At 55.3% G+C, this 24,883-nt stretch carries 24 protein-coding genes and 1 riboswitch; of the genes, 11 read left to right on the top strand and 13 right to left on the bottom strand.

The features are described 5' to 3' along the window. The first annotated feature begins 47 nt into the window (after positions 1–47). The 4 genes from CDA56_RS27115 (at position 48) to yciA (ending at position 5,004) form a co-directional block, all read left to right on the top strand. Complete coding sequence (locus tag CDA56_RS27115) at positions 48–587, top strand: septation protein A (protein ID WP_004101360.1); 540 nt, start codon at positions 48–50, stop codon at positions 585–587. Between the two features lie 99 nt (positions 588–686). Further along, a riboswitch (Fluoride riboswitch) is annotated at positions 687–748 on the top strand. Between the two features lie 79 nt (positions 749–827). Further along, positions 828–2,144: a voltage-gated chloride channel family protein gene (locus tag CDA56_RS27120; RefSeq protein ID WP_102802801.1), complete on the top strand. Its 1,317-nt coding sequence runs from the start codon at positions 828–830 to the stop codon at positions 2,142–2,144. 182 nt (positions 2,145–2,326) lie between these two features. Continuing rightward, positions 2,327–4,507, top strand: a complete 2,181-nt coding sequence (locus tag CDA56_RS27125) for a TonB-dependent siderophore receptor (RefSeq protein WP_102802802.1) — start codon at positions 2,327–2,329, stop codon at positions 4,505–4,507. Between the two features lie 98 nt (positions 4,508–4,605). Beyond that, positions 4,606–5,004: an acyl-CoA thioester hydrolase YciA gene (gene yciA, locus CDA56_RS27130; RefSeq protein WP_025106975.1), complete on the top strand. Its 399-nt coding sequence runs from the start codon at positions 4,606–4,608 to the stop codon at positions 5,002–5,004. 32 nt (positions 5,005–5,036) lie between these two features. Here the strand turns inward: yciA and CDA56_RS27135 are convergent, their stop codons facing one another. After that, entirely contained in the window at positions 5,037–5,573 is a 537-nt protein-coding gene (locus tag CDA56_RS27135; protein WP_009653426.1) for a YniB family protein, read from the bottom strand. A 129-nt stretch (positions 5,574–5,702) separates the two neighbouring features. On the opposite strand from CDA56_RS27135, the gene hxpB reads away from it, so the two are divergent. The 4 genes from hxpB (at position 5,703) to CDA56_RS27155 (ending at position 9,489) form a co-directional block, all read left to right on the top strand. Further along, complete coding sequence (gene hxpB, locus CDA56_RS27140; protein WP_025106974.1) at positions 5,703–6,371, top strand: hexitol phosphatase HxpB; 669 nt, start codon at positions 5,703–5,705, stop codon at positions 6,369–6,371. 148 nt (positions 6,372–6,519) lie between these two features. Then, complete coding sequence (kduD, locus tag CDA56_RS27145; RefSeq protein WP_102802803.1) at positions 6,520–7,281, top strand: 2-dehydro-3-deoxy-D-gluconate 5-dehydrogenase KduD; 762 nt, start codon at positions 6,520–6,522, stop codon at positions 7,279–7,281. Between the two features lie 91 nt (positions 7,282–7,372). Further along, positions 7,373–7,963: a metal-dependent hydrolase gene (locus CDA56_RS27150; protein WP_004850102.1), complete on the top strand. Its 591-nt coding sequence runs from the start codon at positions 7,373–7,375 to the stop codon at positions 7,961–7,963. Between the two features lie 134 nt (positions 7,964–8,097). Further along, positions 8,098–9,489 carry an L-cystine transporter gene (locus CDA56_RS27155; RefSeq protein ID WP_014228987.1) on the top strand — a complete coding sequence of 464 codons (1,392 nt, stop codon included), beginning with the start codon at positions 8,098–8,100 and terminating at the stop codon, positions 9,487–9,489. A 75-nt stretch (positions 9,490–9,564) separates the two neighbouring features. On the opposite strand, the gene cedA is transcribed toward CDA56_RS27155, so the two are convergent. Beyond that, positions 9,565–9,819 (bottom strand): cell division activator CedA, encoded by a 255-nt coding sequence (gene cedA, locus CDA56_RS27160; RefSeq protein WP_071532283.1) that lies wholly within the window; start codon positions 9,817–9,819, stop codon positions 9,565–9,567. A 181-nt stretch (positions 9,820–10,000) separates the two neighbouring features. Between cedA and katE the strand changes: the two genes are divergently transcribed. Beyond that, positions 10,001–12,259, top strand: a complete 2,259-nt coding sequence (gene katE / locus CDA56_RS27165) for a catalase HPII (RefSeq protein WP_102802804.1) — start codon at positions 10,001–10,003, stop codon at positions 12,257–12,259. Positions 12,260–12,301: 42 nt separating this feature from the next. On the opposite strand, the gene chbG is transcribed toward katE, so the two are convergent. The 7 genes from chbG to osmE form a co-directional block, all read right to left on the bottom strand. Then, positions 12,302–13,060: a chitin disaccharide deacetylase gene (gene chbG, locus CDA56_RS27170; RefSeq protein WP_014228984.1), complete on the bottom strand. Its 759-nt coding sequence runs from the start codon at positions 13,058–13,060 to the stop codon at positions 12,302–12,304. A gap of 12 nt (positions 13,061–13,072) precedes the next feature. Further along, on the bottom strand, positions 13,073–14,419 hold the full coding sequence (locus CDA56_RS27175; RefSeq protein ID WP_009653470.1) for a 6-phospho-beta-glucosidase: 1,347 nt from the start codon (positions 14,417–14,419) through the stop codon (positions 13,073–13,075). Between the two features lie 102 nt (positions 14,420–14,521). Next, a complete protein-coding gene (chbR, locus tag CDA56_RS27180) occupies positions 14,522–15,361 on the bottom strand; it encodes a transcriptional regulator ChbR (protein WP_071532282.1) in 840 nt (279 codons plus the stop codon). Positions 15,362–15,373: 12 nt separating this feature from the next. Beyond that, positions 15,374–15,721: a PTS N,N'-diacetylchitobiose transporter subunit IIA gene (gene chbA, locus CDA56_RS27185; RefSeq protein ID WP_004850090.1), complete on the bottom strand. Its 348-nt coding sequence runs from the start codon at positions 15,719–15,721 to the stop codon at positions 15,374–15,376. Between the two features lie 53 nt (positions 15,722–15,774). Then, positions 15,775–17,133, bottom strand: a complete 1,359-nt coding sequence (chbC, locus tag CDA56_RS27190; protein WP_004850089.1) for a PTS N,N'-diacetylchitobiose transporter subunit IIC — start codon at positions 17,131–17,133, stop codon at positions 15,775–15,777. Between the two features lie 167 nt (positions 17,134–17,300). Further along, on the bottom strand, positions 17,301–17,621 hold the full coding sequence (chbB, locus tag CDA56_RS27195; protein ID WP_004101340.1) for a PTS N,N'-diacetylchitobiose transporter subunit IIB: 321 nt from the start codon (positions 17,619–17,621) through the stop codon (positions 17,301–17,303). 284 nt (positions 17,622–17,905) lie between these two features. Next, the gene (gene osmE / locus CDA56_RS27200; protein ID WP_004850085.1) at positions 17,906–18,244 is read right to left on the bottom strand and encodes an osmotically-inducible lipoprotein OsmE; all 339 of its coding nucleotides are present in this window, start codon (positions 18,242–18,244) and stop codon (positions 17,906–17,908) included. A gap of 230 nt (positions 18,245–18,474) precedes the next feature. Between osmE and nadE the strand changes: the two genes are divergently transcribed. After that, positions 18,475–19,302 (top strand): ammonia-dependent NAD(+) synthetase, encoded by an 828-nt coding sequence (nadE, locus tag CDA56_RS27205; protein ID WP_004850083.1) that lies wholly within the window; start codon positions 18,475–18,477, stop codon positions 19,300–19,302. Positions 19,303–19,408: 106 nt separating this feature from the next. Next, positions 19,409–20,269, top strand: coding sequence for an excinuclease Cho (gene cho, locus CDA56_RS27210; RefSeq protein ID WP_103814045.1), 861 nt, complete (start codon positions 19,409–19,411; stop codon positions 20,267–20,269). A gap of 34 nt (positions 20,270–20,303) precedes the next feature. On the opposite strand, the gene CDA56_RS27215 is transcribed toward cho, so the two are convergent. The 4 genes from CDA56_RS27215 to astE all read right to left on the bottom strand — a co-directional run bounded on the left by CDA56_RS27215 (position 20,304) and on the right by astE (position 24,882). Further along, positions 20,304–22,346, bottom strand: a complete 2,043-nt coding sequence (locus CDA56_RS27215) for a DUF2207 domain-containing protein (RefSeq protein ID WP_103814043.1) — start codon at positions 22,344–22,346, stop codon at positions 20,304–20,306. Between the two features lie 4 nt (positions 22,347–22,350). Further along, positions 22,351–22,893 (bottom strand): LemA family protein, encoded by a 543-nt coding sequence (locus CDA56_RS27220; RefSeq protein ID WP_014228982.1) that lies wholly within the window; start codon positions 22,891–22,893, stop codon positions 22,351–22,353. 191 nt (positions 22,894–23,084) lie between these two features. After that, positions 23,085–23,567, bottom strand: a complete 483-nt coding sequence (spy, locus tag CDA56_RS27225; protein ID WP_014228981.1) for an ATP-independent periplasmic protein-refolding chaperone Spy — start codon at positions 23,565–23,567, stop codon at positions 23,085–23,087. A gap of 349 nt (positions 23,568–23,916) precedes the next feature. Continuing rightward, on the bottom strand, positions 23,917–24,882 hold the full coding sequence (gene astE, locus CDA56_RS27230) for a succinylglutamate desuccinylase (RefSeq protein ID WP_047724034.1): 966 nt from the start codon (positions 24,880–24,882) through the stop codon (positions 23,917–23,919). Position 24,883 lies beyond the last annotated feature (1 nt).

Genomic DNA, 24,883 nt, shown 5'->3' on the forward strand with positions numbered 1-24,883 from the left:
TCCGGGGCGGGTGCTCCCTGCCCCAACCTGAACGACGGAATCGATGTATGAAGCAGTTTCTGGATTTTTTACCGCTGGTAGTCTTCTTCGCATTCTACAAGCTTTATGATATCTACGCCGCGACGACCGCGCTGATTATCGCTACCGCCATCGTGCTGATTTACAGCTGGGTGCGCTATCGTAAAGTCGAGAAAATGGCGCTGATTACCTTTGTGCTGGTGGCCGTATTTGGCGGCTTAACCATCTTCTTCCATAACGATGAGTTTATTAAATGGAAGGTGACGGTTATCTACGTGCTGTTTGCCAGCGCGCTGCTGTTTAGCCAGTGGGTGATGAAGAAGCCGCTGATCCAGCGCATGCTGGGTAAAGAGCTGACGCTGCCGCAGCAGGTGTGGTCGCGTCTGAATCTGGCCTGGGCGGTGTTTTTCATCCTTTGCGGACTGGCGAATATCTATATCGCTTTCTGGCTGCCGCAGAATATCTGGGTCAACTTCAAGGTCTTTGGTTTGACCGCCCTGACGCTGGTATTCACCCTGCTGAGCGGCGTGTATATCTATCGCCATATGCCGCAGGACGACAACCACTAAGCTGGCTTTCCCACGGCACGCCGGACGGCGTGCCGAGTTCTTCGCTTTTCCCCTCTCCGCATAAATCGCTTCAGCTGAAACGATTCGTAATGTAAGCTATTTCTCACAGGAGATGGCATTCCTCCTTGAACCGCCATGTGGCTAATGATGCCTGCTTTTTATTCCCGGACCGGGAATGGGCAGGCATATCTGAATTGCAGGCACCGCGTCCGGGAAGGTTAATCTTCTAAGGAACTGACGATGCGTGCAAACCGCTTTTCATCACTCTCTCTGCTTTTCTTCCTCGGAAAATGGCTGCTCCTCGCCTTTATCATCGCGGTGCTGGCGGGTACGGCATCGGCGTTTTTTCTTTTCTCACTGCAGTGGGCCACGGCAACGCGTGAAGCTCACCGCTGGCTTATCGGGCTCCTGCCGTTGGCCGGTTTTGCCGTCGGCTGGATCTACCTGCGCTACGGCACCCGCGTGGAGGCCGGCAATAACCTGATTCTGGAAGAGATTCACGACCCTCAGCGCGTCATTCCCTTGCGCATGGCGCCGCTGGTCTTTTTCGGCACCGTTGTTTCTCATCTGTTTGGCGCCTCCGTCGGTCGTGAAGGCACGGCAGTGCAGATGGGTGCCTCGATTGCCGACCGTTTTACGGCCCTTTTCCGCCTTAACGACGATGCCCGGCGAATGATACTGATGGCCGGGATCAGCGCCGGTTTCTCTTCGGTTTTCGGTACCCCGCTCGCCGGAGCGCTATTCGGGCTCGAGGTCCTGGCTATCGGACGGATGGACTACAGCGCCATTCTTCCCTGTCTGTTTGCCGCGATTATCGCCGATCGGGTCGGCATCATGTGGGGCGTGCAGCATACGCACTACTTTATTACCGGCTTTCCCACGCTGACGCTCTGGACGCTGCTGGCCATCATTATCGCCGGCTGCTGCTTTGGCCTCGCGGCGCGCATTTTCGCCGACAGCACGCATGCGGTCGGCGCCTTGATGAAAAAACGGATTCACTACGCGCCGCTGCGGCCGTTTATTGGCGGACTGGCGATTGCCGGCGCCGTCTGGCTGCTGCACGGAGAGCGCTATATTGGCCTGGGCATACCGGTGATAGTAGACGCTTTCCAGCATCCGCTGGCGCCGTGGGACTGCTTCGGCAAACTGATCTTCACCGTTGTCTCTTTAGGAAGCGGATTTAAAGGTGGCGAAGTCACCCCGCTGTTTTACGTCGGCGCGACGCTGGGCAATGCGCTGGCGCCGCTGCTGCATATGCCGCCAGGTTTTCTGGCCGGGATAGGTTTTGTCGCCGTCTTTGCCGGCGCGGCGAATACCCCCATCGCCTCGACGCTGATGGCGATTGAGCTATTTGGCGCGGAAATCGGTGTTTACGCGGCGCTGGCCTGCGTGGTGGCATGGCTGGTCTCGGGCTATACCGGTATTTATCGTTCCCAGCGCATAGCCTGCCTGAAACAAAGCTATGTCCCGACCGGCATCAGACTGGCTGAGCTCCCGGCGTGGTACCAATCGCAAACACGCCGTCAAAAAACCGACAACGAAACCCCCACCTCCTGACGAACGCGCCCGGAAACCGGAGGGTTCAGGCTCGCCGGTTTCTTCATGATATCTACCACATGCCGGAAAGTTGCGGCAATTGTGAGGATTTAATGGAGATTAGCGTCGCTTTATTGAAACGATAATGATTATCATTGATATTCTCGATCTCAATTTTTCATGATTTGATATGGATATTTATAATGAGAACGCAGAAAAATCACATAGCAACGCCCCTGGCCCTGGCCATTGCAGGCTTACTCAGCCCAGGGGTCTTCGCCGAAGAGGTGGAACAGGATACGGAGACCATGGTGGTTCATGGCACCGCCGAAGAGGCGCTGAAGCAGCAGCCGGGCGTCTCGATCATCACTGCGGAAGATATTGCTAAAGATCCCCCGGTTAACGATCTCTCAGAAATCATCCGTAAAATGCCCGGCGTCAACCTGACCGGCAACAGCGCCAGCGGCAGCCGCGGCAACAACCGTCAGATCGACATTCGCGGAATGGGACCGGAAAACACGCTGATTCTTATCGACGGCGTGCCCGTCACCTCCCGCAATTCAGTGCGCTATAGCTGGCGCGGCGAGCGCGATACCCGCGGCGACAGCAACTGGGTACCGCCGGAAATGGTGGAACGCATTGAAGTTCTGCGCGGCCCTGCCGCAGCGCGCTACGGCTCAGGCGCCGCGGGCGGCGTTGTCAATATCATCACCAAACGCCCCACCAACGACTGGCACGGCTCGCTTTCGCTGTATACCAATCAGCCGGAAAATAATAAAGAAGGCGCCACCAACCGGGCTAACTTCAGCCTCAACGGACCGCTGGCGGGAGATGCCCTGACCATGCGTTTGTACGGCAACATCAACAAAACGGAGCCCGATGCCTGGGATATTAACCGCGCGCAAAATGGCTCTTACGCGGCGGGCCGCGAAGGGGTACGCAACAAAGATATTAACGCCCTGCTGTCGTGGAAAGTTACGCCGCAGCAGATCCTGGATTTTAGCTACGCCTATAGCCGCCAGGGCAATATTTATGCCGGCGATACGCAGTACAGCAACAGCAATATGAGCCCAAATGGCCTGGTGGATACGCTGTACGGTCAGGAAACCAACCGGCTATATCGGCAGACCTGGGGCCTGACCTACAACGGGATCTGGGACTGGGGCCAGTCGAAGGCGGGCGTCTACTACGAAAAAACCAACAATACCCGCCTGCAGGAGGGCACCACCGGCCGCGTTGAAGGGATGATCAATAGCGATGTCTATGACACCAGCCGCCTGGAGTCGTGGCGCTCAACCGCTGAGGTTAATATCCCCTTCAACTGGCTCGCTGAACAGACCCTGACTTTGGGCATGGAATGGAATCGCGATGAGCTAAACGATCCGGCATCCATGCAGGCCACCACCACCACGGATGCTCTCCCCGGGATTTCTGGCGATCCTTCACAACGCAGCCCTAAAAACAGCGCCACCCTGACCGGTATCTATCTGGAAGACAATATTGAAGCGATGCCGGGCACCAATATTATCCCGGGTCTACGCTTCGACTATCATAACGACTTCGGCAGCAACTGGAGCCCGAGCCTGAACCTGGCGCAGGATCTGGGGGATATGTTTAAGGTCAAAGCGGGCATCGCCCGGGTATTTAAAGCGCCGAACCTGTATCAGTCGAGCGAAGGCTATCTGCTTTCTACGCGGGGTAACGGCTGCCCGATAAGTATTGCCGATGGCAACTGCTATCTGTTGGGTAACCCGGACCTCGATCCGGAAATCAGCATCAACAAGGAGATCGGCCTTGAGTTTAACCTGAACGGTTACAACGCCGGCGTCACCTGGTTCCGCAACGACTACAAAAACAAGATCGTCTCCGGCACCGAGATTCTGGGTAATACCGCGACCGGAGCGAATATCCTGCAGTGGGAGAACGGCGGGAAAGCGGTCGTCGAAGGCCTTGAAGGCACGCTGCTGGTTCCGGTCATTGCCGATACGCTCAGCTGGCACACCAACGCCACTTATATGATCAAATCGGAAAACAAAGATACCGGAAACCCGCTGTCCGTTATTCCGAAATACACCATCAATACCCTGCTCGACTGGCAGGTGACCAGCAAGTTTTCGGCGAACGTCAACTGGACTTTGTACGGTCGGCAGAAACCGCGGGAATATGCGGAAATTCGTACTGAAAACGGCGTACTGGCCACCAATGAAGTGGGCTCCTATTCCGTGGTTGGTATCGGCGGCAACTATCAGCTAATGAAAGACCTGCGCCTGAACGCCGGGATCAGTAACCTGTTCGATAAGCAAATTTATCGTGAAAACGAAGGGGCTTCGACCTATAACGAACCGGGTCGCGCCTATTACGCTGGCGTCACGATCTCCTTCTAACCCCTCACGCCCGCTATCGCGGGCGTATTCCCTATTCTCTCAGCGTCATTTTCATAGTAGCATCCGCCTGATCATCTTTGACTAGTACAGAGTATAGAATGACAACAACAGATCTTACGCCGAAGGGCGAATTGGTATTACGCACCCTGGCGATGCCGGCGGACACCAACGCTAACGGCGATATTTTCGGCGGCTGGCTGATGTCGCAGATGGATATTGGCGGGGCGATTATGGCCAAAGAGATTGCCCACGGTCGCGTCGTGACCGTGCGCGTCGACGGCATGACTTTTTTACGCCCGGTCGCGGTCGGCGACGTGGTGTGCTGCTACGCCAGCTGCGTGAAGCGCGGCAATACGTCGATAACCATCAATATGGAAGTGTGGGTCAAGAAGGTGTCGTCTGAACCCATCGGCCAGCGCTACAAAGCAACCGAAGCGCTGTTTATCTACGTTGCGGTAGATAATGAGGGTAAACCGCGCGCCCTTCCCACCCAGTGATTCTGCCGGCCCGGCGCTTCCGGGCCGGTATTTTACAGAAAGCCGAGTAAAGAGAAGAAGAAGTAGCCCAGCACAATAATAATTACCGGCAGGACGTATAGCGGAAAATACTGCACCAGGATGGTATGGCGCGGCACCACAACGCGTTCAGAGATTTGTTCGCGCGTCAGCCCTTCGGCCCCTTTCGCCTGCTCCAGAATCAGCTGATCCTCAACGCCCTCGCGCAGAAACTTCGCCTGGCGCCCCATCCGCGCTCCGGAGGCCTGTAGCGCCATGCCGACGAACACCAGAATATAGATAACCCAGAAGCCGATATTCATACCGTGCTTAAAGTCCGGCAGCGGCGAGTTGTACCAGAAGAAATTCAGGAACGGCGTATTGAAACGCATCATCTCAATCATCACATGAGCAAAGTCCATCATCACCGCGTCAATGCCCGGTTTTTTCTCACTGTGCTCGTACATAAACTTCAGCACGGAGATCAGCGTCGAGATAACCGCCGGGATAAATACCACCCACCCCAAAATACGTTTAAGTACTGCAACGCGTCCAGCTTGTTGATACGTCATGGGTTCCCCTTGTTAAGACGCCTGTCTACCCTAAGTCTACCTTCGTCGGCGAATTTCGCCCAATAATGCGCGGTATGATATACCATGAGTGCCGATTCGTTATCTACTTACGCTACAGGAGAGGGACTTATGTCAGCCAGGCGCCAGATTCACGCCGCGATTTTTGATATGGATGGTTTACTGATTGATTCTGAGCCGCTGTGGGATAAAGCGGAGCTGGAGGTGATGGCAAGCCTCGGGGTGGATATCAGCCGCCGCCATGAAATGCCCGATATCCTGGGGCTGCGCATCGATTTAGTCGTCGATCTGTGGTTTGCCCAGCAGCCGTGGAAAGGCCCGGATCGTGCCGAAGTCACCGCGCGGATCATCAACCGCGCCATCCAGCTGGTGGAAGAAGCGCGTCCGCTCCTCCCCGGTGCGCGGGAAGCGGTGGCGATGTGCAAAGCCCAGGGGTTGAAAATCGGCCTGGCGTCGGCTTCGCCGCTGCGGATGCTGGAAAAAGTCCTCACCATGTTTGAACTGCGCGATCAATTTGACGCCCTCGCTTCCGCCGAAGGGCTGCCGTTCAGCAAACCGCACCCGCAGGTCTATCTGGACTGCGCCGCCAGACTCGGCGTCAGCCCGATGCACTGCGTGGCGCTGGAAGACTCGGTTAACGGCATGATTGCCAGCAAAGCGGCCCGAATGCGATCTATCGTCGTACCGGAAGCGGAAAACAGCCGCGATCCGCGCTTCGTGCTGGCGGACGTGAAGCTTGCCACCCTTGAATCCCTCACCCTGAGCGACCTGCTCGGTTAATCCTGCCGCTGATGATGAGATAGCGGCACCGTCTCATCATCACAAAATTAAAACAGCGTTTCATTTTTATTTGTTTTTTCTTCTCCCGCCCTCTATGCTTGTCTCAACGGCGTTATTTAACGCGTGAAATCAGCATACAGAGGTGCATATGGTACTGAACGCCTTTGACCTTACGGGCAAGGTCGCTATCGTGACGGGTTGTGATACCGGGCTGGGCCAGGGAATGACGTTGGGCCTTGCGCAGGCCGGGTGCGATATCGTCGGCGTGAATCGCCGGATCCCCCATGAAACCGCAGAGAAGGTTCAGGCGCTGGGCCGACGCTTTACCGCTATTCAGGCCGATTTGAGCCGGCAGGATGAGATTGAAACCATTGTCGATCGGGCCGTGGCCGCCATGGGCCGGGTAGATATTCTGGTCAACAATGCGGGAACCATCCGCCGCGCCGATGCGCTCTCCTTTAGCGAAAAAGACTGGGACGAGGTGATTAACCTGAATCTGAAGTCGGTGTTCTTTCTTTCACAGGCGGTCGCCAGGCAGTTCATCGCGCAGGGCGACGGCGGGAAAATTGTTAATATTGCCTCAATGCTCTCCTTTCAGGGGGGGATTCGGGTACCCTCCTACACCGCGTCAAAAAGCGGCGTACTGGGCATTACCCGCCTGATGGCCAACGAATGGGCGGGGCATCGCATCAACGTTAACGCCATTGCCCCGGGATACATGGCTACCAACAATACTCAGCAGTTGCGTGAAGACGCCGAGCGCAGCAAAGCGATTCTCGATCGTATTCCGGCCGGGCGCTGGGGCGTGCCGGATGACCTGCAGGGGCCGGTCGTTTTTCTCGCCTCCCGGGCGGCGGATTACATTAGCGGCTTTACGCTGGCGGTAGATGGCGGCTGGCTGGCACGCTGATGTTTTTGTGACAAAGAGTTACACCGTCACCTCTTCCGCACACTGTATAAAAACCCTATACTGTATGAATTGACAGTTTAGGGTGTTTATCATGACGGCGGAAGGCCACCTCCTCTTCTCTATCGCCTGTGCGGTATTTGCGAAAAACGCGGAATTGACCCCCGTGCTGGCTCAGGGCGACTGGTGGCACATCGTTCCTTCCGCCATCCTGACCTGTCTGCTGCCGGATATCGATCACCCTAAGTCGTTTCTCGGTCAGCGATTAAGCTGGATATCAAAACCGATAGCGCGCGCCTTTGGCCATCGCGGCTTCACCCATAGCCTGCTGGTAGTCTTTGGCGCGGTCGCGATTTTCTCATTGAAAGTACCGGAAAGCTGGATAGTGCCGGCAGATGCGGTTCAGGGCCTGGTTCTTGGCTACCTTAGCCATATTCTCGCCGACATGCTCACCCCGGCAGGCGTTCCGCTGCTCTGGCCCTGCCGCTGGCGTTTTCGCCTGCCCCTGCTTGCACCGCGCAAGGGTAACCAGCTGGAGCGCGCGCTGTGTATGGCGCTGTTTATCTATGCCGTATGGATGCCGCAAAACGTTGCCGAAAACAGCGCCATTCGCTGGTCATCGGACATGATTAATTCTTTGCAAACCACCTTTAATCGCTTAATTAGCCACCAGGCTGGACGATAAACCAGCGAATTATTCAATTGGTTATAATCAATTCCATTTGAATATAAGTAACGAATAACGCCTTCTGCTACCCTTGCCGTCATAAGAGCTGGTTATTGACCAGCCCGGTAATAAAAGATATCAGGAGAACGGGGATGAACTTTCCATTAATAGCGAACGTAGTCGTGTTCGCGGTTTTACTGTTGGCGCTGGCCCAAACCCGCCATAAACAGTGGAGCCTCGCTAAAAAAGTGCTGGTCGGTCTGGCGATCGGCGTTGTCTTCGGCCTGGCGCTACAGCTTATCTATGGTTCCGACAGCCCGGTGCTGAAGGATTCTATCCAGTGGTTCAATATCGTCGGTAACGGCTATGTTCAACTGCTGCAAATGATCGTCATGCCGCTGGTTTTCGCCTCCATTCTGAGCGCGGTCGCCCGTCTGCATAATGCCTCGCAGCTGGGTAAAATCAGCTTCCTCAGTATTGGAACCCTGCTGTTCACCACGCTGATTGCGGCGCTGGTCGGGGTGCTGGTCACTAATATGTTTGGCCTGACCGCCGAAGGGCTGGTTCAGGGCAGCGCGGAGACCGCCCGCCTCAACGCCATTCAGAGCAATTACGCCGGTAAAGTCGCGGACCTGAGCGTCCCGCAGCTGATCCTCTCTTTCGTACCGAAAAACCCGTTTGCCGATCTGACCGGCGCGAACCCAACGTCGATTATCAGCGTGGTTATCTTCGCCGCGTTCCTCGGCGTCGCGGCGCTGAAATTGCTGAAAGATGACGTCGCCAAAGGCCAGCGCGTACTCACCGCCATCGACACGCTGCAGAGTTGGGTAATGAAGCTGGTGCGCCTGGTGATGCAGTTAACGCCGTACGGCGTGCTGGCGCTGATGACCAAGGTAGTCGCGGGCTCTAACCTGCAGGACATCATCAAGCTCGGCAGCTTCGTTATCGCCTCCTATATTGGTCTGGGCATCATGTTCGTGGTGCACGGTCTGCTGCTTGCGGTCAACGGCGTGAGTCCTCTGAAGTACTTCCGTAAAGTCTGGCCGGTATTGACCTTCGCCTTTACCAGCCGCTCCAGCGCGGCGTCTATTCCGCTGAACGTGGAAGCGCAAACGCGTCGCCTGGGCGTGCCGGAGTCTATCGCCAGCTTCTCCGCATCGTTCGGCGCCACGATCGGGCAGAACGGCTGCGCGGGCCTCTATCCGGCGATGCTCGCCGTGATGGTCGCCCCTACCGTCGGTATTAACCCGCTCGATCCGCTGTGGATTGCGACGCTGGTGGGCATCGTGACCGTCAGTTCCGCCGGGGTCGCTGGCGTGGGCGGCGGCGCGACCTTTGCCGCCCTGATCGTCCTGCCGGCGATGGGCCTGCCGGTCACGCTGGTGGCGCTGCTGATCTCGGTTGAGCCGCTGATTGATATGGGCCGTACCGCGCTGAACGTAAGCGGTTCCATGACCGCCGGTACCCTGACCAGCCAGTGGCTGCGTCAAACCGATAAAGCTATTCTCGATAGCGAAGAAGACGCGGAGCTCGCGCACCGCTAAGCGGGCCCGCACTTCAGGTTATTAAAAACAAAAAACCGCTGATTTTCAGCGGTTTTTTTATTGTGCCCGGCACATTCAGGCGTCGATTTCACCTTCCTGCCTCATTTGCGTCGCCCAGCGCTGCGCCGCTTCCGGCACGTTAAACGGAGGGGAGCGACGAAAATGTTCGTCTATTAGCACAAAAGCAACATATTTACCCCGCAAAACCCAGACGTCGCGAAAACCATCCATTTTGACGGCGTGTTCCGGCGGCGCAGGCTCGACTCGCGGCACGTAGCTAATGACCTGACGATTTTGTTGGCGAAGTGGTTTCATCACAAATAGATTCACTAAACACAGCGGGAAACAGAAACCCCTATCATAGCCGAAAAAGCCCCCTTTCGTCGCCCCCAGCTTGCGGCCCTTTAGTAGTAAAACTCTTATAAAAATATATTCTTGAAATGATGTTCTACAATTAGAAGGGTTTTGGTTTAGCAACGACCATTTTCAGCAATGAAAGCAGGAGCGAGCAATGTCTGATAAACACCATAACCCGCAACCCCATCAATCACCGGTTCACGACGACCGGGAAGCAAAACCAGGTCTGGATGCCTTAGCCCCCGAAGATCAGAACTGGCGGCCCACGCCGCATCCCACCGCCCCAGGTGAAGAGCCGACCGCCCCGGGCAGTATGAAAGCCCCGGATACGCACAGCGAAAAGCTCGATGCCCTTGAAAAACAGCGTAAAGGCGGCGAGGATTTTGCGCTCACCACCAATCAGGGCGTACGCATCGCAGACGACCAGAACTCGCTGCGCGCGGGCAAACGCGGCCCCACGCTGCTGGAAGATTTTATCCTGCGCGAAAAAATCACCCATTTTGACCACGAGCGCATTCCTGAGAGGATCGTCCATGCCCGCGGCTCCGCTGCGCACGGCTATTTCCAGGCGTACAGCGATTTAAGCGATATCACCAAAGCGGCTTTCCTCTGCGATCCGCAGAAAAAAACGCCGGTCTTCGTCCGGTTTTCCACCGTTCAGGGCGGCGCAGGCTCCGCCGATACGGTGCGCGACATCCGCGGCTTTGCCACCAAGTTTTATACCGACGAGGGCATCTTTGACCTGGTCGGCAACAACACGCCGATCTTTTTTATTCAGGACGCGATCAAGTTCCCTGATTTCGTCCACGCGGTCAAACCCGAGCCGCACTGGGCCGTCCCGCAGGGGCAAAGCGCGCACGACACGTTCTGGGATTACGTCTCACTGCAGCCCGAAACGCTGCATAATGTGATGTGGGCGATGTCCGACCGCGGACTGCCCCGCAGCTACCGCACGATGGAAGGGTTCGGCATCCACACCTTCCGCCTGATTAACGCGGAAGGTAAAGCCACCTTCGTACGTTTTCACTGGAAGCCGGTCGCGGGCAAAGCCTCCCTGGTATGGGACGAGTCGCAAAAGCTGACCGGTCGCGATCCCGATTTCCACCGCCGTGATTTATGGGAAGCGATTGAAGCCGGCGATTATCCTGAGTACGAGCTGGGCTTACAGCTGATCCCGGAAGAGGACGAGTTTGCTTTTGATTTCGATCTGCTGGATCCCACCAAGCTGATTCCGGAAGCGCTGGTCCCGGTGCAGCGCGTCGGTAAGATGGTCCTCAATCGCAACCCGGACAACTTCTTTGCCGAAAACGAACAGGCGGCCTTCCATCCAGGGCATATCGTTCCGGGGATAGACTTCAGCAACGATCCGCTGCTGCAGGGCCGACTCTTCTCCTATACCGATACGCAGATCAGCCGCCTCGGCGGGCCGAATTTCCATGAAATCCCGATCAATAAACCCACCTGCCCGTACCATAATTTCCAGCGCGACGGCATGCACCGGATGGATATTGATACCAACCCGGCAAACTATGAACCTAACTCCATCAACGATAACTGGCCGCGGGAGACGCCGCCGGCCGCGAAACGCGGCGGCTTTGAATCCTGTGCCGAGCGGGTTGACGGGGAAAAAATTCGCCAGCGCAGTCCGTCGTTTGGCGAATATTACTCGCAGCCCCTGCTGTTCTGGCGTAGCCAGACGCCTATTGAGCAGCAGCATATTATCGACGGATTCAGCTTCGAGCTGAGCAAGGTCGTCAGGGAGTGGATCCGCGAGCGGGTGGTCGATCAGCTGGCGCATATCGACCTGCAGCTGGCTCAGGCGGTGGGTAAAAATCTGGGTATTGAGCTCACCGACGAACAGCGCAGCATCACGCCGCCGCCGGATGTTAACGGTCTGAAAAAGGATCCTACGTTAAGCCTGTACGCTATTCCCAGCGGTGACGTAAAAGGCCGGGTGGTAGCGGTACTGCTTAACGATCGTCCGGTCGCCAAAGAGCTCCTGACGCTGCTCAAGGCGCTCAAAGCGCACGGGGTGCATGCCAAATTACTCTATTCCCGAATGGGGAAAGTGCAGGCCGATGACGGCACCGAGCTGTCGGTGGCCGGGACCTTTGCCGGGTCGCCATCGCTTACCGTGGACGCGGTCATTGTTCCCGGCGGCGATCTGCAAAGCCTGAGCAACAATGGTGATTTCCACTACTACCTGCTGGAAGCCTATAAACACCTGAAGCCGATTCTGCTGGCAGGCGATGCCCGGCAGTGCAAAGCGCCGCTGCAGGTTGCCAGTCAGGGGGAAGAAGGCATCGTTGAGACGGACGCCATCGATAATGCGTCGGTGGATGCGCTGATTACCCTGATGGCGGCGCATCGGGTGTGGTCGAGAAGCGCCAAAATCTCCGCGATCCCGGCGTAAAAAAAGCCCGGCATTTCTGCCGGGCTTCTCACTTCTCTTTACTTACACATCGCGATAGGTGCCGAGCCGGTAGCCGCGCTCGGCAATCGCATACTTCAGCGACTCGGCGGTGAGCACGTCCAGTTCGGTCAGGCGCGGGTAGCAATAGGCGCTACCCATAATCGTGTTATCAACGAACGCCGGGTGGCACATCACCTCCAGCGATCGCTCATCACGCTGGATAGAGGCATCCAGGGTTTGCAGAAACAGCGCTTCCGAAACCCCTTCCCCGTAAAACTCGCTGGTAAAGCCGTCGCTGCTGCGCGCCGCATCCTGCGCTAAACCTGACAGCGTCGCCAGCTGCCGATCGATCCGCAGCGCCACCCCCTTTTCGCGCGCAAAGGCCGCGACGATGGGGTAAATCTGCGCAATCATATGCACATGGTGATGGCTGTCGATATGCGTCGGCTCATGGCCAAACAGCTCGACAAAGCGCCGGTACTGGCACTCCAGCTCGTGCGCGATCTCATCCAGCGGCAGGCTATCCTCTTCCGCCATCTGCCAAATCCACTTACCGAGACGACCTTCGCGGGTTAAGCCCGGCATCGCCGACAGCGGTTCGCCCAGCGTCAGGACAAAGTGCATCCCCACCGCCAGCTCAGGGACGCAGCGGCTAAGCTGGGCAGCGTGGCCGATCGCCGCGCCGTTGACCAGCGCCGTCGTGGAGGTGACCAGACCGTTCTTGCAGGCTTCGATAATGCCGTAGTTTTGCCCTTTGCTGAGGCCAAAATCATCGGCATTGACGATTAACACGCGTTCCATAAGCCGCTCCCGTTACTGTTTCAGTTTTTCGATAGTCGCCGCAAAGTTTGGCAGCCACTGCTCGTGCGCAAGGATCATCTCACGCGCCAGCTGTTCGGCGTCACGATCGGAGTGGATCAGCGGGCTCAGGTTAAGCGCCAGCAGCACGTCATCCAGTTTACCGCTGATTGCCGCTTCGCTGGCCGCGACTTCAAAGCCTTTAATGGTGTAAATCAGCCCCAGCACTTTTTCGTCGAAATGCGTGATGCGCGGCGTCGGTTTCGCACCGTCGCGACCCAGCGTACAGGTCATCTCGACCGCCCAGTCGGCCGGGATGTTATCCACGTGGCCATGGTGCGGCACGTTCACGTAATGTTCGGCCTGCTTATCATTGTAAATGGCGTTAATCACTTCACAGGCCGCGTCGGAGTAATACGCCCCGCCGCGCTGTTCCAGCTCTTTTGGTTTAACGTTCAGATCCGGATCTTTGTACAGCTCAAACAGCTGTTTCTCAACCTTCTGCACCACCTGCGCGCGGGCGCCGCCTTTGTAGTACTCGCCCATTTCAATCGCCAGCATCTCTTTTGGCTTAAAGTAGTAGAGCAGATAGGAACAAGGGATCAGGCGCAGCGAACGGAGCAGTCCTTCGCTAAACGGCAAATCAAAGATATTTTTCACCGAGTTTGCGCTCAATCGACCCGACGCCACGCCATCAAGCAGCTCGTCAAAGCGCGAAACGCCGTTGACCAGCACATCCCGCACGAACACCAGATGATTCAGACCAAACAGATCGATATTGAGCTCATCGCTCGGGCTCAGCTTCAGCACATCGGTGATAAACATCTTCATACCGATAGGAATATTGCATACGCCGATAAAGCGCTTAAAGCCGGTATGACGATAAACCGCTTCGGTCACCATGCCCGCCGGGTTGGTAAAGTTAATCACCCAGGCGTTCGGACAGACTTCCTGCACATCTTTCACAATGTCAAAAATGACCGGAATGGTGCGCAGACCTTTAAACAGTCCACCCGCGCCGTTGGTTTCCTGGCCTAAATAGCCGTGGCTCAGCGGAATACGCTCATCCTTTTCGCGCGCCTTAAGCTGGCCGACGCGCAGCTGGGTGGTGACGAAATCTGCGCCTTCCAGCGCCGCGCGGCGATCGAGGGTCTTGTAGACTTTCATCGGGACGCCGGCTTTTTCCACCATGCGCTGGCACAGCGCATGGATAATATCGAGCTTTTCCTGCCCTTCCGCGACGTCCACCAGCCACAGTTCGCTAATCGGCAGTTCATGATAACGCTTCAGGAATCCTTCCAGTAATTCCGGGGTATAGCTGCTGCCGCCGCCGATAGTCACTACCTTCAATTTCTGGCTCATCTTTTTCTCCCTTGCGGATAGCGCGTATGCGGCACCCGCTCTCCGTTTAAATACGGACAGTTAATTTGAATATTTAGACCGCGCGGACTATTCCGCGCCCGGTTAATTAATACTGGTGAGGTGTTTCCGATAGCTGCTGGGGGTAAAAGAAGTCAGCTTCTTGAATGTTTTAATAAACAGACTTGGGCTACTGTACCCCGACTCATAGGCGATATCGGTCACCGAGTAGTTGGTTATCTCCAGCTGTTTTTTGGCGAAGTTGATGCGAATATCGTTAATCATCTGCATCGGCGTTTTGGCATAATAACGCTGGGTGGCCCGGGTTAAGTATTCCTGAGTTTTCCCGGAAAGCTCGACCATATTTTCCAGCGCCCCCTCGCCAAATTTAAGCTTATCGTGCATACCCTCAACGGTATTTTTTAACCATTGCGGAATAACGTCTTCCGTAGGTTCTTCACGATAATGCCGCAAACGATTCAGGGTGTAAAAAGACACCAGCTCGATAAATTCGTCGAATTCAGTTTCGCGAAAATTCAGTGATGCAATAACCGACTCAATATAACTGAGAAAAGTACTTTTAACGGCATAGACCTGTGAGGCGACCAGACCAAACGGCAGCAGCGGCAGATAGTGTTTCTCAAAGAAACTTTTGCTGATGCCAACGTTAAGAATGCGCGTCGCACCAAATTCATAAAAACTCTGGTGATGCGACCCCATTGGGATGAAGACAAAATCCCCGCGCTCCAGCAGCACCCGCTTGCCATTAATAACCTGATAATAGCGCCCGGTTAAAACGATGGTGTACTCGTAGTAATCATGCTGGTGAAGCCCGCTTACGCTCTCCGTTTTGTTATAGATGACCACATGAAAGTTCTTGCCGTTAAAGAGTTGTTGCTCCCGGGCGGTACTGATTTCAGTGGTCATCATCTTTGGCTGCCTCATCGTGTCGATGACCTATTGTACCTTCTCGTGCAGCTCAATCAATTCGGCAACCAGCTCACGAGCCAGCATTGAGGTCATCAGATGATCCTGCGCATGAACCAGCACCAGGCTCACCTTCATTTTGCCTTCACCCTCATCGCTCTCAATCAGCTGCGTCTGCACAAGGTGCGCTTCGCTCAGCGCCATGCGCGACTGTTCCATCATCGTTTTCGCCGCCTCGAAATCTCCCTGCTTTGCCTGCTTCAGCGCGGCATAAGCCAGGCTGCGCGCTTGACCGGAGTTGATAATCAGCCCCATCACCACCTCTTCGAGGTCGTTTACCGCGGTCTCTTCTGCTGCGATGTTATCCAGATCAAACATAATGACTCCCTTATTTCCAGGACGGTACGGGAAATCTCCCGTACCGCTCAATGTTAGAATTTCAGTGCGTTAGCGATATCTTCTTCGCTCTCTTCCTGCTCAATGACGCCCTGCGCTTTGTTGGAAATCACCACAAACGGCAGGTAGACCAGGGTGGACACGGCAAGGTTGAACAGGGCCAGCAGCAGAGCGGCTACGCTACCGTTGGTGTTAAAGAAGGCGCCTAAACCGGTCGGCATGGTCCACGGCGCGATATTGGTAATCGGCGGGATGATGCCCAGGGTATAAGCCGTCATGGTGATAGCCGCCAGCAGAGGCTGAATCAGAATGAAGGGGATAAACATCACCGGGTTCATAATGATCGGCAGACCGAACAGGATTGGCTCGTTAATCTGGAAGATGCCTGACGGCAGCGCCAGTTTCGCCACCTGACGATGATCCTCACGACGTGAAGCGATAAAGATGGCGATGATTAAGCCCAGAGTCGCGCCGGTACCGCCAAGGAAGATGTAGGAATCCAGCATCGGCTTGGCCCACATATGGAAGCTCTTACCCGCGGCCAGCGCGGCCTCGACGGAACCGTACTGCTGGTAGGTTGCAATGTTTTCCAGCGCCCACGGCGTCATGATTCCGCTATCCAGCGCTGACAGCGCCAGCGACCCGTGTACGCCGAAGAACCACAGCAGCGAGGTGAAAATGACGTATGCCCAGCCTACGACGGCGCCCATTGAAGCCAGCGGCGTGGAGATAGTGTCCATGATGATCTGGTGGAAGTTAGTCCCCCAGTGGGTCAACGCCCAGGAGATAATCCCCATAATCGAGAGGATGATAAAGGCCGGGATGACCGCAGAGAATGAACGGGAAACCGAAGCCGGCACGCTGGACGGCAGCGTAATCACCCAGTTGCGATGCACGATAAAGGTGAACATCTCGGCAACGACCAGCCCGATGACAATACCAGAAATGATATTGGCGCCGCCTAACCAGTTCGCACCCACGGCGTAGGCTTCACCGACGCTATAAGGCGTGACGGTCATAAATGCCGCAACGGCCAGTAAACCGGCGGCCATCGGGTCTACTCTCCGCTCCTCAGCTAAAGCGGAGCCAATAAAGAAAGGCGCCATGAGCGACATAATGCCAAGCGTACCGTTATAAACGTTACCGCCGATAGCTTTAAAACCGTTAAGCGTTTCTATTGTAGACGCATCCAGACGGATGCCCATTGAATAAAAGAATGAGCCGTCGCCAAAGCTCAAAAATACGTTGTTAATTAAAACAAACATCGCCCCGGCTAGCGTCAATGGCATTAACTTAATAAAGCCGTTTTTAATTGCATTGACGTGGGGCTGCCTTCCTATTTTGACGGCAAAAGGCAGGAGTACCTTTTCAAGCGAGTCAATCACTTTACTCATAATAAATACCCTTTAAGGCCGCAATATAGTCACTGCGGCAATGATAGATGAAATTACTCTTTGACGGGAAAATAAACTCTGGGTATTTCGGACAGCGAGCAGCTAAAACACACCCTCACGAAATTCTAACCGCTGCTATCCGAAATATGTCGAGTTTTAAAATAAAATTATTGTGCAGCAGCTTTCTTAATGGCCGCAACGGCCGCTTTCAGAACACCTAAACCATCGATCTTACCGTACAGAACAGAATCAATGACTTCTACGGGTTTATTTGGCAGTAAACGCTGAATGTCCGGCAGCATATAGGAAATTTGTGGGCCTAATAATACGACATCCGCATCAGGTCCTTTTTCACCGGCTAAGGTCTCCGGAAATGCTTCAATAATCACCGGCACTTCATACTTCTCGGCCTGGGCACGCATTTTCGATACCAGCAGTGATGTCGACATCCCAGCAGAACAGAACAGGTAGATATGTTTCTTTTCCATGAACGCTTCCTCAATTTGTGTGACCCGGTCCTCTCTGCATCATTGATGCCTGAGAGGCGGTAAGAGATGTTTCTTTGAATTAGTATTGTTTATGCATTGAGTATACGGCATCGATCGACAGCAGGATAATTCCTCCTTGAACAGAATTGTCTCTCATTGACCTCGCGTTTTGACTGCCTTCACATTTCCCTCAAATAATTCGCGCAATTAAATAAGCATCAGAACTCATAAAAAAACCCGACCAATGGTCGGGCTTTCGTAGGAATCAGCACTATGGCGGGGCGTTACTTACTGTTGCGCGGGTCGGTATCATACTCGGCACAGGTCTGATAACCAGAATTCATCACGCGGCCGGTTTCATCCAGCGCAACGAAGTAGGTTTCAATTTTACCATCGCGTTGACCCAGGATATATGTCTGGCAGGTACCGCGCGCGTGGATCATGGTGACTTCTGATGAAGGCTTACCGGCAATTTGCGCAACCTGCGCGCGGGTCATGCCTTTCTTAACGTCTTTAACCACGGGTTGAGTAAACTGATCTTTCGTACGGTCGTAGGCCGTACACCCTGCCAGCAGGGTCAATACTGCTGCTGCGCCCAGAAATCCTGCAAAATGCTTGTTCATATACCATCCTCTTTTTTTTGGCGTGTTAATAAGCCTGGAATAAATATCGTTATTTTTCAAGCCGAAGGTGGAAATGAAGCGAAATTAAGAGCTTTCCAATAATAAATCCCCTCTTGTTGAGGTTGCCTGCTTTTGCTTCACTCAAAATTGTGATCCTTGTCGTTTTACCGGCAAAGAGGTAGGTTAAACCACTGCTGATTGGCAAACAGATTCACTTCCCGGAGGGCGCAATGACGCTACAACAAGAGATTATTCAGGCGCTGGGCGCAAAACCCCAGATCGATGTCGAAGCCGAGATACGCCGCAGCGTAGACTTTTTGAAGGCCTATCTTCAGAGATACCCTTTTATTAAATCACTGGTCCTCGGCATCAGCGGCGGCCAGGATTCAACGCTAACCGGTAAATTGTGTCAGTTAGCCATCAACGAACTGCGTGCCGAAACCGGTGACAGCAGCCTGCAGTTTATTGCCGTGCGCCTGCCCTACGGCGTGCAGGCGGATGAGCAGGACTGCCAGGACGCTATCGCTTTTATTCAGCCGGATCGCGTATTAACGGTCAATATCAAAGGCGCCGTGCTGGCCAGCGAACAGGCGCTGCGCGAGGCCGGGATTGAACTTAGCGACTTTGTTCGCGGTAACGAAAAAGCCCGCGAACGCATGAAGGCGCAGTACAGCATCGCCGGAATGACCCACGGCGTCGTGGTGGGTACCGACCATGCGGCGGAAGCCATTACCGGATTCTTCACCAAATACGGTGATGGCGGTACGGATATTAACCCTATCTTTCGCCTTAACAAACGCCAGGGCAAACAGCTGCTGGCCCAGCTAGGCTGCCCGGAGCATCTGTATAAAAAGCTGCCGACCGCCGATCTTGAGGACGACCGCCCCTCCCTGCCGGACGAAGTGGCGCTGGGCGTGACCTACGAAAATATCGATGATTATCTGGAAGGCAAAGCGCTGGATGAGAAAATTGCGAAAACGATTGAAGGCTGGTATTTGAAAACCGAGCATAAACGCCGACCGCCGATTACGGTCTTCGACGACTTCTGGAAAAAGTAATTCGCCTCTCCCCCTCCGCCCCGACCCGGTTCGGGGCGATTTTTTATCCTTTTCGCCTCTTCCTTCGACTGCTATACTGGATAAATAACCAGCACCAGGAGCAAAAGTGGCAAGAAGGCAATCCGCCCCGCGTCTCGAATTTGAAGCGGCGGCAATTTATGAGTATCCCGAACATCTGCGACCGTGGCTTGAGGCTTTGCCCAGGCAGCCGGGGGTGTATCTGTTCCACGGCGAAAGCGATACCCTACCGCTCTATATCGGGAAAAGCGTGAATATCCGCAGCCGGGTGTTGTCGCATCTGCGCACGCCCGACGAAGCAGCGATGCTGCGCCAGTCCCGGCGCATTACCTGGCAACGAACGGCGGGAGAGCTGGGCGCACTCTTATTAGAGGCACAGCTCATTAAAGAACAGCAGCCGCTATTCAATAAGCGTCTGCGGCAAAACCGGCAGCTATGTTCATTACGCCTGGCTGACGCCCGTCCGCAGGTGGTGTACGCCAGCGAGCTGGATTTTTCCCTGCAAAGCGATCTCTATGGTCTTTTTGCCAACCGCCGCGCGGCGCTGCAGGCGCTGCAAAAAATTGCCGACGAGCATCGCCTGTGCTACGGATTAATGGGCCTTGAGCCGCTCAACCGCGGGCGGGCCTGCTTTCGTTCGGCGCTCGGCCGCTGCGCGGGCGCCTGTTGCGGAAAAGAGAGCGTTGAAGCACACCAGCAGCGTCTGGTCAACAATATGCAAAAGATGCAGCTGGTATGCTGGCCCTGGGCCGGGGCGATCGCGCTGGAAGAGAGCAGCGAGGATATGACCCAATACCACATTATTCAAAACTGGCTTTGGCTTGGCGCGGTAGAGTCTCTGTCGCAGGCGTCATCACTCACGCGCCTGTCGGCCAAATTTGACCATGACGGTTATAAAATATTGTGTAAGCCGCTGCTCAGCGGCCGCTATAAGCTCCATCCTCTGTGAGGCGAATGTCAGCCCCGATGCGCTATCGGGGCAATTACCAGCCGCCCCCGCCGCCGCCGCCCGAGCCGCCTCCGGATGAACCGCCTCCGGAGGAACCGGAGCCGCTGTAACCTGAACCTGATGATGAACCGCTCCCTGAACCGCTATCCGGCGTTGACATAGAGGCGGTTCGGCAGGCTTCGCTGAAGTGGTGGACGCTTCCCCAGTCGGCGCCGGCAAACGCATGCGACACGGCGCCTGTACTACTCAGGTAGTGGGCAAAGGTATTTGCCCATGTTTTCCCTACGCCAAGCGCCAGGGCAACCGGCAGCAGCGCTTCAAAATGGGAAATCATCTGCTCGGGCGGATAGATAATCTGATAACGATGCTTTTCGGCGGTGCCAAGATAGCGCATCAATCCTTTCGCGATAGCCAGTTCATCAAGCCCGCGCTGCGTATAGCGAGGCGTTTTCCAGGCAACGAAAACGCACAGCACCAGCGCGGCAATAAGCGCGCCAATGTATCCTGACGGAAGCTGGGTGATGGGCAGTATACCAAAGAGAAAAATCCCGCCTCCCAGCGTCGCGAAGGGGCCGAAGATCGCCCAAAAAAAGAGCGGCACCGGCCCCCAGGCACGCCACATTTCCCGCGGGCGGCATATAAAGCGCAGCAAACAGGCGAGCATCGCTCCGCCAATCAGCATAAAAACCGCGGCCGGTATCGTCAGCAGCGCGGCCTCCGTATTAACCCAAAGACCGCAGGCCACCGGCACCAACAGCGCAATGTAGATGCAGCGCCGCAGCGGCTGCCCCCATTTGCGAAATAATTTATCCCGCTGCGCTTCACAACGCTTTTCCTGCTCTGCACGCGCTGTCTGCATCGATCGCTGATGGGCCTTGCTGAGATCGATATTTTTTTGTTTACCTTTAAAGAGCGTACTTAATAGCTGCCTGTCATCATAGTTTAATTGCCGGTTTCCCTCGACGGGCAAACGGGTCAGCCGCTGTTTTACGCCGGCGTTCGCAAGCCACGGGTTAGGGGTGTGTTGACTGTCCCCGCTGACCGCCATTCCGCGTTTAGCCACCAGCGCTAATAAATCGCTACTAAAAGCCACATCATCATATTTACGCCGGGTGATAAAACGCAGGTAGCCAGGAGACATGCCGGGAGGCGGCGAATAAAGCGCAACGACCGGCGGCATTTTTAGCCCGGCTTTGGTGACGTTTTTTCGCCACCACATCAGGTAATAAGCGGCCATCAGCAGCAGAGGTAGCCAGACCACGCAGGTTTTTAGGGTGGGGATAAGGAGATGCACCAGCGGCAAAGCGGCCTCCGGCGCCGGAGCGTCGGCAAGGATCGACCGAGGCCAGGTATAGACAACGGTCAGCCCCTCCCCCCGCGCCAGAGGCCGCAGGGTGCGTACGCTACCGTCAGGAAGCACCTGCGCGTTGTGTTCTTTCGCCCCTGCGACGCCGGTATAAACATCAAGCGATCGCACTCTGGCGTTCTTAGCGTCGGCGTTGAGATTTCCGGCGGCGTCCGGCAGTTCAAGACGAAAGCTGGCCTTGCTGATAGGCCACGCCCAGTCATTGCCCGTCACGTTCCAGTAAAGCTCATCCCATTCGGGGAAGCGGCTGAAATGGTTGCTGATTTGATAGCGAATCTCGTAGTTATAGATCCCTGGTTTCAGGACCCGTTCGCCGCTGCCAATGCGTACCGTCAGTTTTTTTTCTGCTTCATCAAGGCTAAACGGCTCAGGCACGCCATCGCGCGACACCGACTCGATCGCGTAATACACGCGAAAGATCTTGCCGTCCTGGCGGTTCCAGGTCAGGGGCAGCGTACGGAAAATCCCCCGCCGAATCTGCCTGCCCAGAGAAAGTACTTTGATATTTTCCCGCATCTCCATGCTACCGTCCGGGTTAAAGCGCGCCCGGGCATCGAAAGAGAGGATATGTTCATACGCTGGAATAGCGCCAACGGGAAGCTGGGAAGCATCCTTGATGATGATCATGTCGCCGGCGGCAAAAGCCGCGCTGATGTTCAGAAGCAGCAGCAGGACGAGGGTGCGCAGCCCCCGAAAAAGTAAATTCGCCATTTAATCACGCCATTCGCGGTGATTTAGCTTCTTCTGGTGAGTCCAGCTCGAAGAAAACTTCCGTTTGAAAATTAAACAGTCGCGCCAGCAGCAGGCTGGGGAAAGACTCGACCAGGATATTGAAATCGCGCACCGTACCGTTGAAGTAGCGGCGAGCCATCTGCAGCTGCTCTTCTATTTCGCTGAGAGATTGCTGTAAGGCAAGGTAGTTTTCGCTGGCTTTAAGTTCCGGGTACGCTTCGCCAAGCGCGAAAACGCGCCCTAGCGTACCAGAGTACTGGCGTTCGCTGTCGGCGATCTGTCGGGTGCTACCGACCAGTTCGCCGCGCTGGCGGGAGATCTCTTCCAGCAGTTCTTTTTCATGCTGCGCATAGCGTTTCACCAGGCTCAGTAGATTCGGCGCCAGGTCGTGGCGGCGCTTAAGCTGTACGGCAATGCCGCTCCAGGCTTCGTCCTTGAAACGTCGCAGGGAGATAAAGCGGTTATAGGTCATCACGACCCAGATGAGGACGACAACGAGGACGGCGAGGCCGATATACATTTCCATATGCAAGATCCATGAGCAGAGTAGGCTTTAGACCAGGACACCAGAGTCCGTGGCGATGGCACTCATACTGGCACATTCGTCCCTGCCGGGTAAATCAGCTTGTCGCTACAGATAAAGAAAAACCGCCGGTCCTGCCCAAAGCCTGTTGGCGTTATTGGGCAAGACCGGCGGTCTTAAGTCAGCGCGCTGAGTTATTCAGCAGGTGCAGGCATTTTACCTTCCGGCGCTTTACGATCTGTCAGATGCTTCTCAAAATTGGCATTGAACTGCTTTTTCTGTTCCGGCGTCAGAATGTTGTAAATCTTATTCTGGGTTTCCAGACGAGCCAGCGCCATCTCTTTATGCTGGGCTTCCATCTTATCAATCTGCGCTTCCGCTTTTGCCTTATCGAAGGTATCGCTGGCTACCAGCTCATGCATCGCGCGGCGCTCATCCAGGGACGGACGCTTCATGTTGTCGCGCTGGCTCTTCATAATGTCGCGGATTTGCGTTTTCTGCGCATCGGTCAGGTTCAGCCCTTTAAACATCATTTCATGTGGGCCCGCAGGTCCGCGCTTATGATGCATCATCGGCGCGTTATCGGTTGGGGTTGCAGTAGCGTCAGCCGCGTGGGCCAGGTTAGCCGCGCCCAGAGCCAGAGTAGAGGCAACAAACAGTGCAGTAATCTTCTTCATAGTTCAATCCTTACTTTGCGTTATTCTTACGGCGCGTTGCCGTGTTGACGAGATTAACTTTACGACGTTTATCGTCAATTAATCAGAGCAAGCGTAAAACATTGAAAGTGTAAAAAACATTTTCTCGCCAATTATGGAGAAAATAAGGAAAATGAGGGGACAAATGCAATAAAAAATAAATAAGCAACTGTTTTAATGGGAAATTATGAAGATTATAAATCAGCGGAGATTAAAAACAAAGCATTTAACCAGGAATAATCTGCAATCAATGGACAGAGCACGAAAAAATAAGATGGCTGCGGAAAAATAAACGCTGAAATAAATGCCGCCGCCCGGACGGGCGACGGATTCACCGGAAGCGCTCCAGCATGAGCCCGGCGCGCTGGCCGAAGGCGACGCTGGGGTTGGGAAACAAAACGTACTCTTGCTCCCTTTCCACTATGTAGCGGGTATCGCCATCCTCAGCAAGCAGCGTCCCGGCGGCAAACGGCGTAAAGTTCAGCGTCTGCGCCGACATATGCAGCCGGAAACTGTCGCTGCTGCGGGTAATTTGCTGTACCACCCTGTAGCGCAGCGGCGCGTGCGCCTCTTCCGCCGCCACTTCTCCCGCCAGCAGCAGCGACAGCGCGCGTTGAGTCGCCGCGAACAAGCGCAGATCGTTTTCGCCAAAAGGTAGCGCCTTGCCGAGCTCCAGCGTGCAGGAGCGCGCGCCGAAGCGTTCGCAGCTGAAATGGGTAAAAGTCCCGCCAGGCTGCTGATGAAACACCAGCGCCTCCAGCCCTGCCGCCCCTAACCAGCGCAAAAACGCTTCATCCCACGGCGTATCCCGCGCCGGCAGGACACCAAAGCGGGTATGCAGCGAACCGCGTATGGCGGTATGTAAATCCAGGTGCCAGCGCTCGCCGGGCGTCCCGGCATAAAATCGCGCCAGCGCATGCTCCAGCTGCCGGGCGCGAACGGTTTCATCGCTGGCGCTAAAAGCGCGCCATCGCTCGCCGAACATCCGGTTGATATCGCTGTGCATATAGCGCTTGTTGGCCCGCAGCGCCGGAGGGTTACCAAAGATCGCCAGCAGCCGCCAGCGGAGCGGTATTTCCCCACGAAACAGCTGCCGCAGCAGTAAATCGGTGATTTCGACCGGCGCGGTTTCATTGCCGTGAAGCCCGGATGACAAAACCAATGACCGATCGCAGGGTTCATGAGGAATGAGCTGCAGAATACCGCAGTCAATCCAGTGCCAGCGGAAATGCGCGGTTTGACCATGGAAATGGTGGGGCAGACGCCCCGCCAGAGTAAGTGCCAGAAAGTCGTCCACG

It is taken from the genome of Klebsiella michiganensis, assembly GCF_002925905.1.
Classification (GTDB): Bacteria; Pseudomonadota; Gammaproteobacteria; order Enterobacterales; family Enterobacteriaceae; genus Klebsiella; species Klebsiella michiganensis.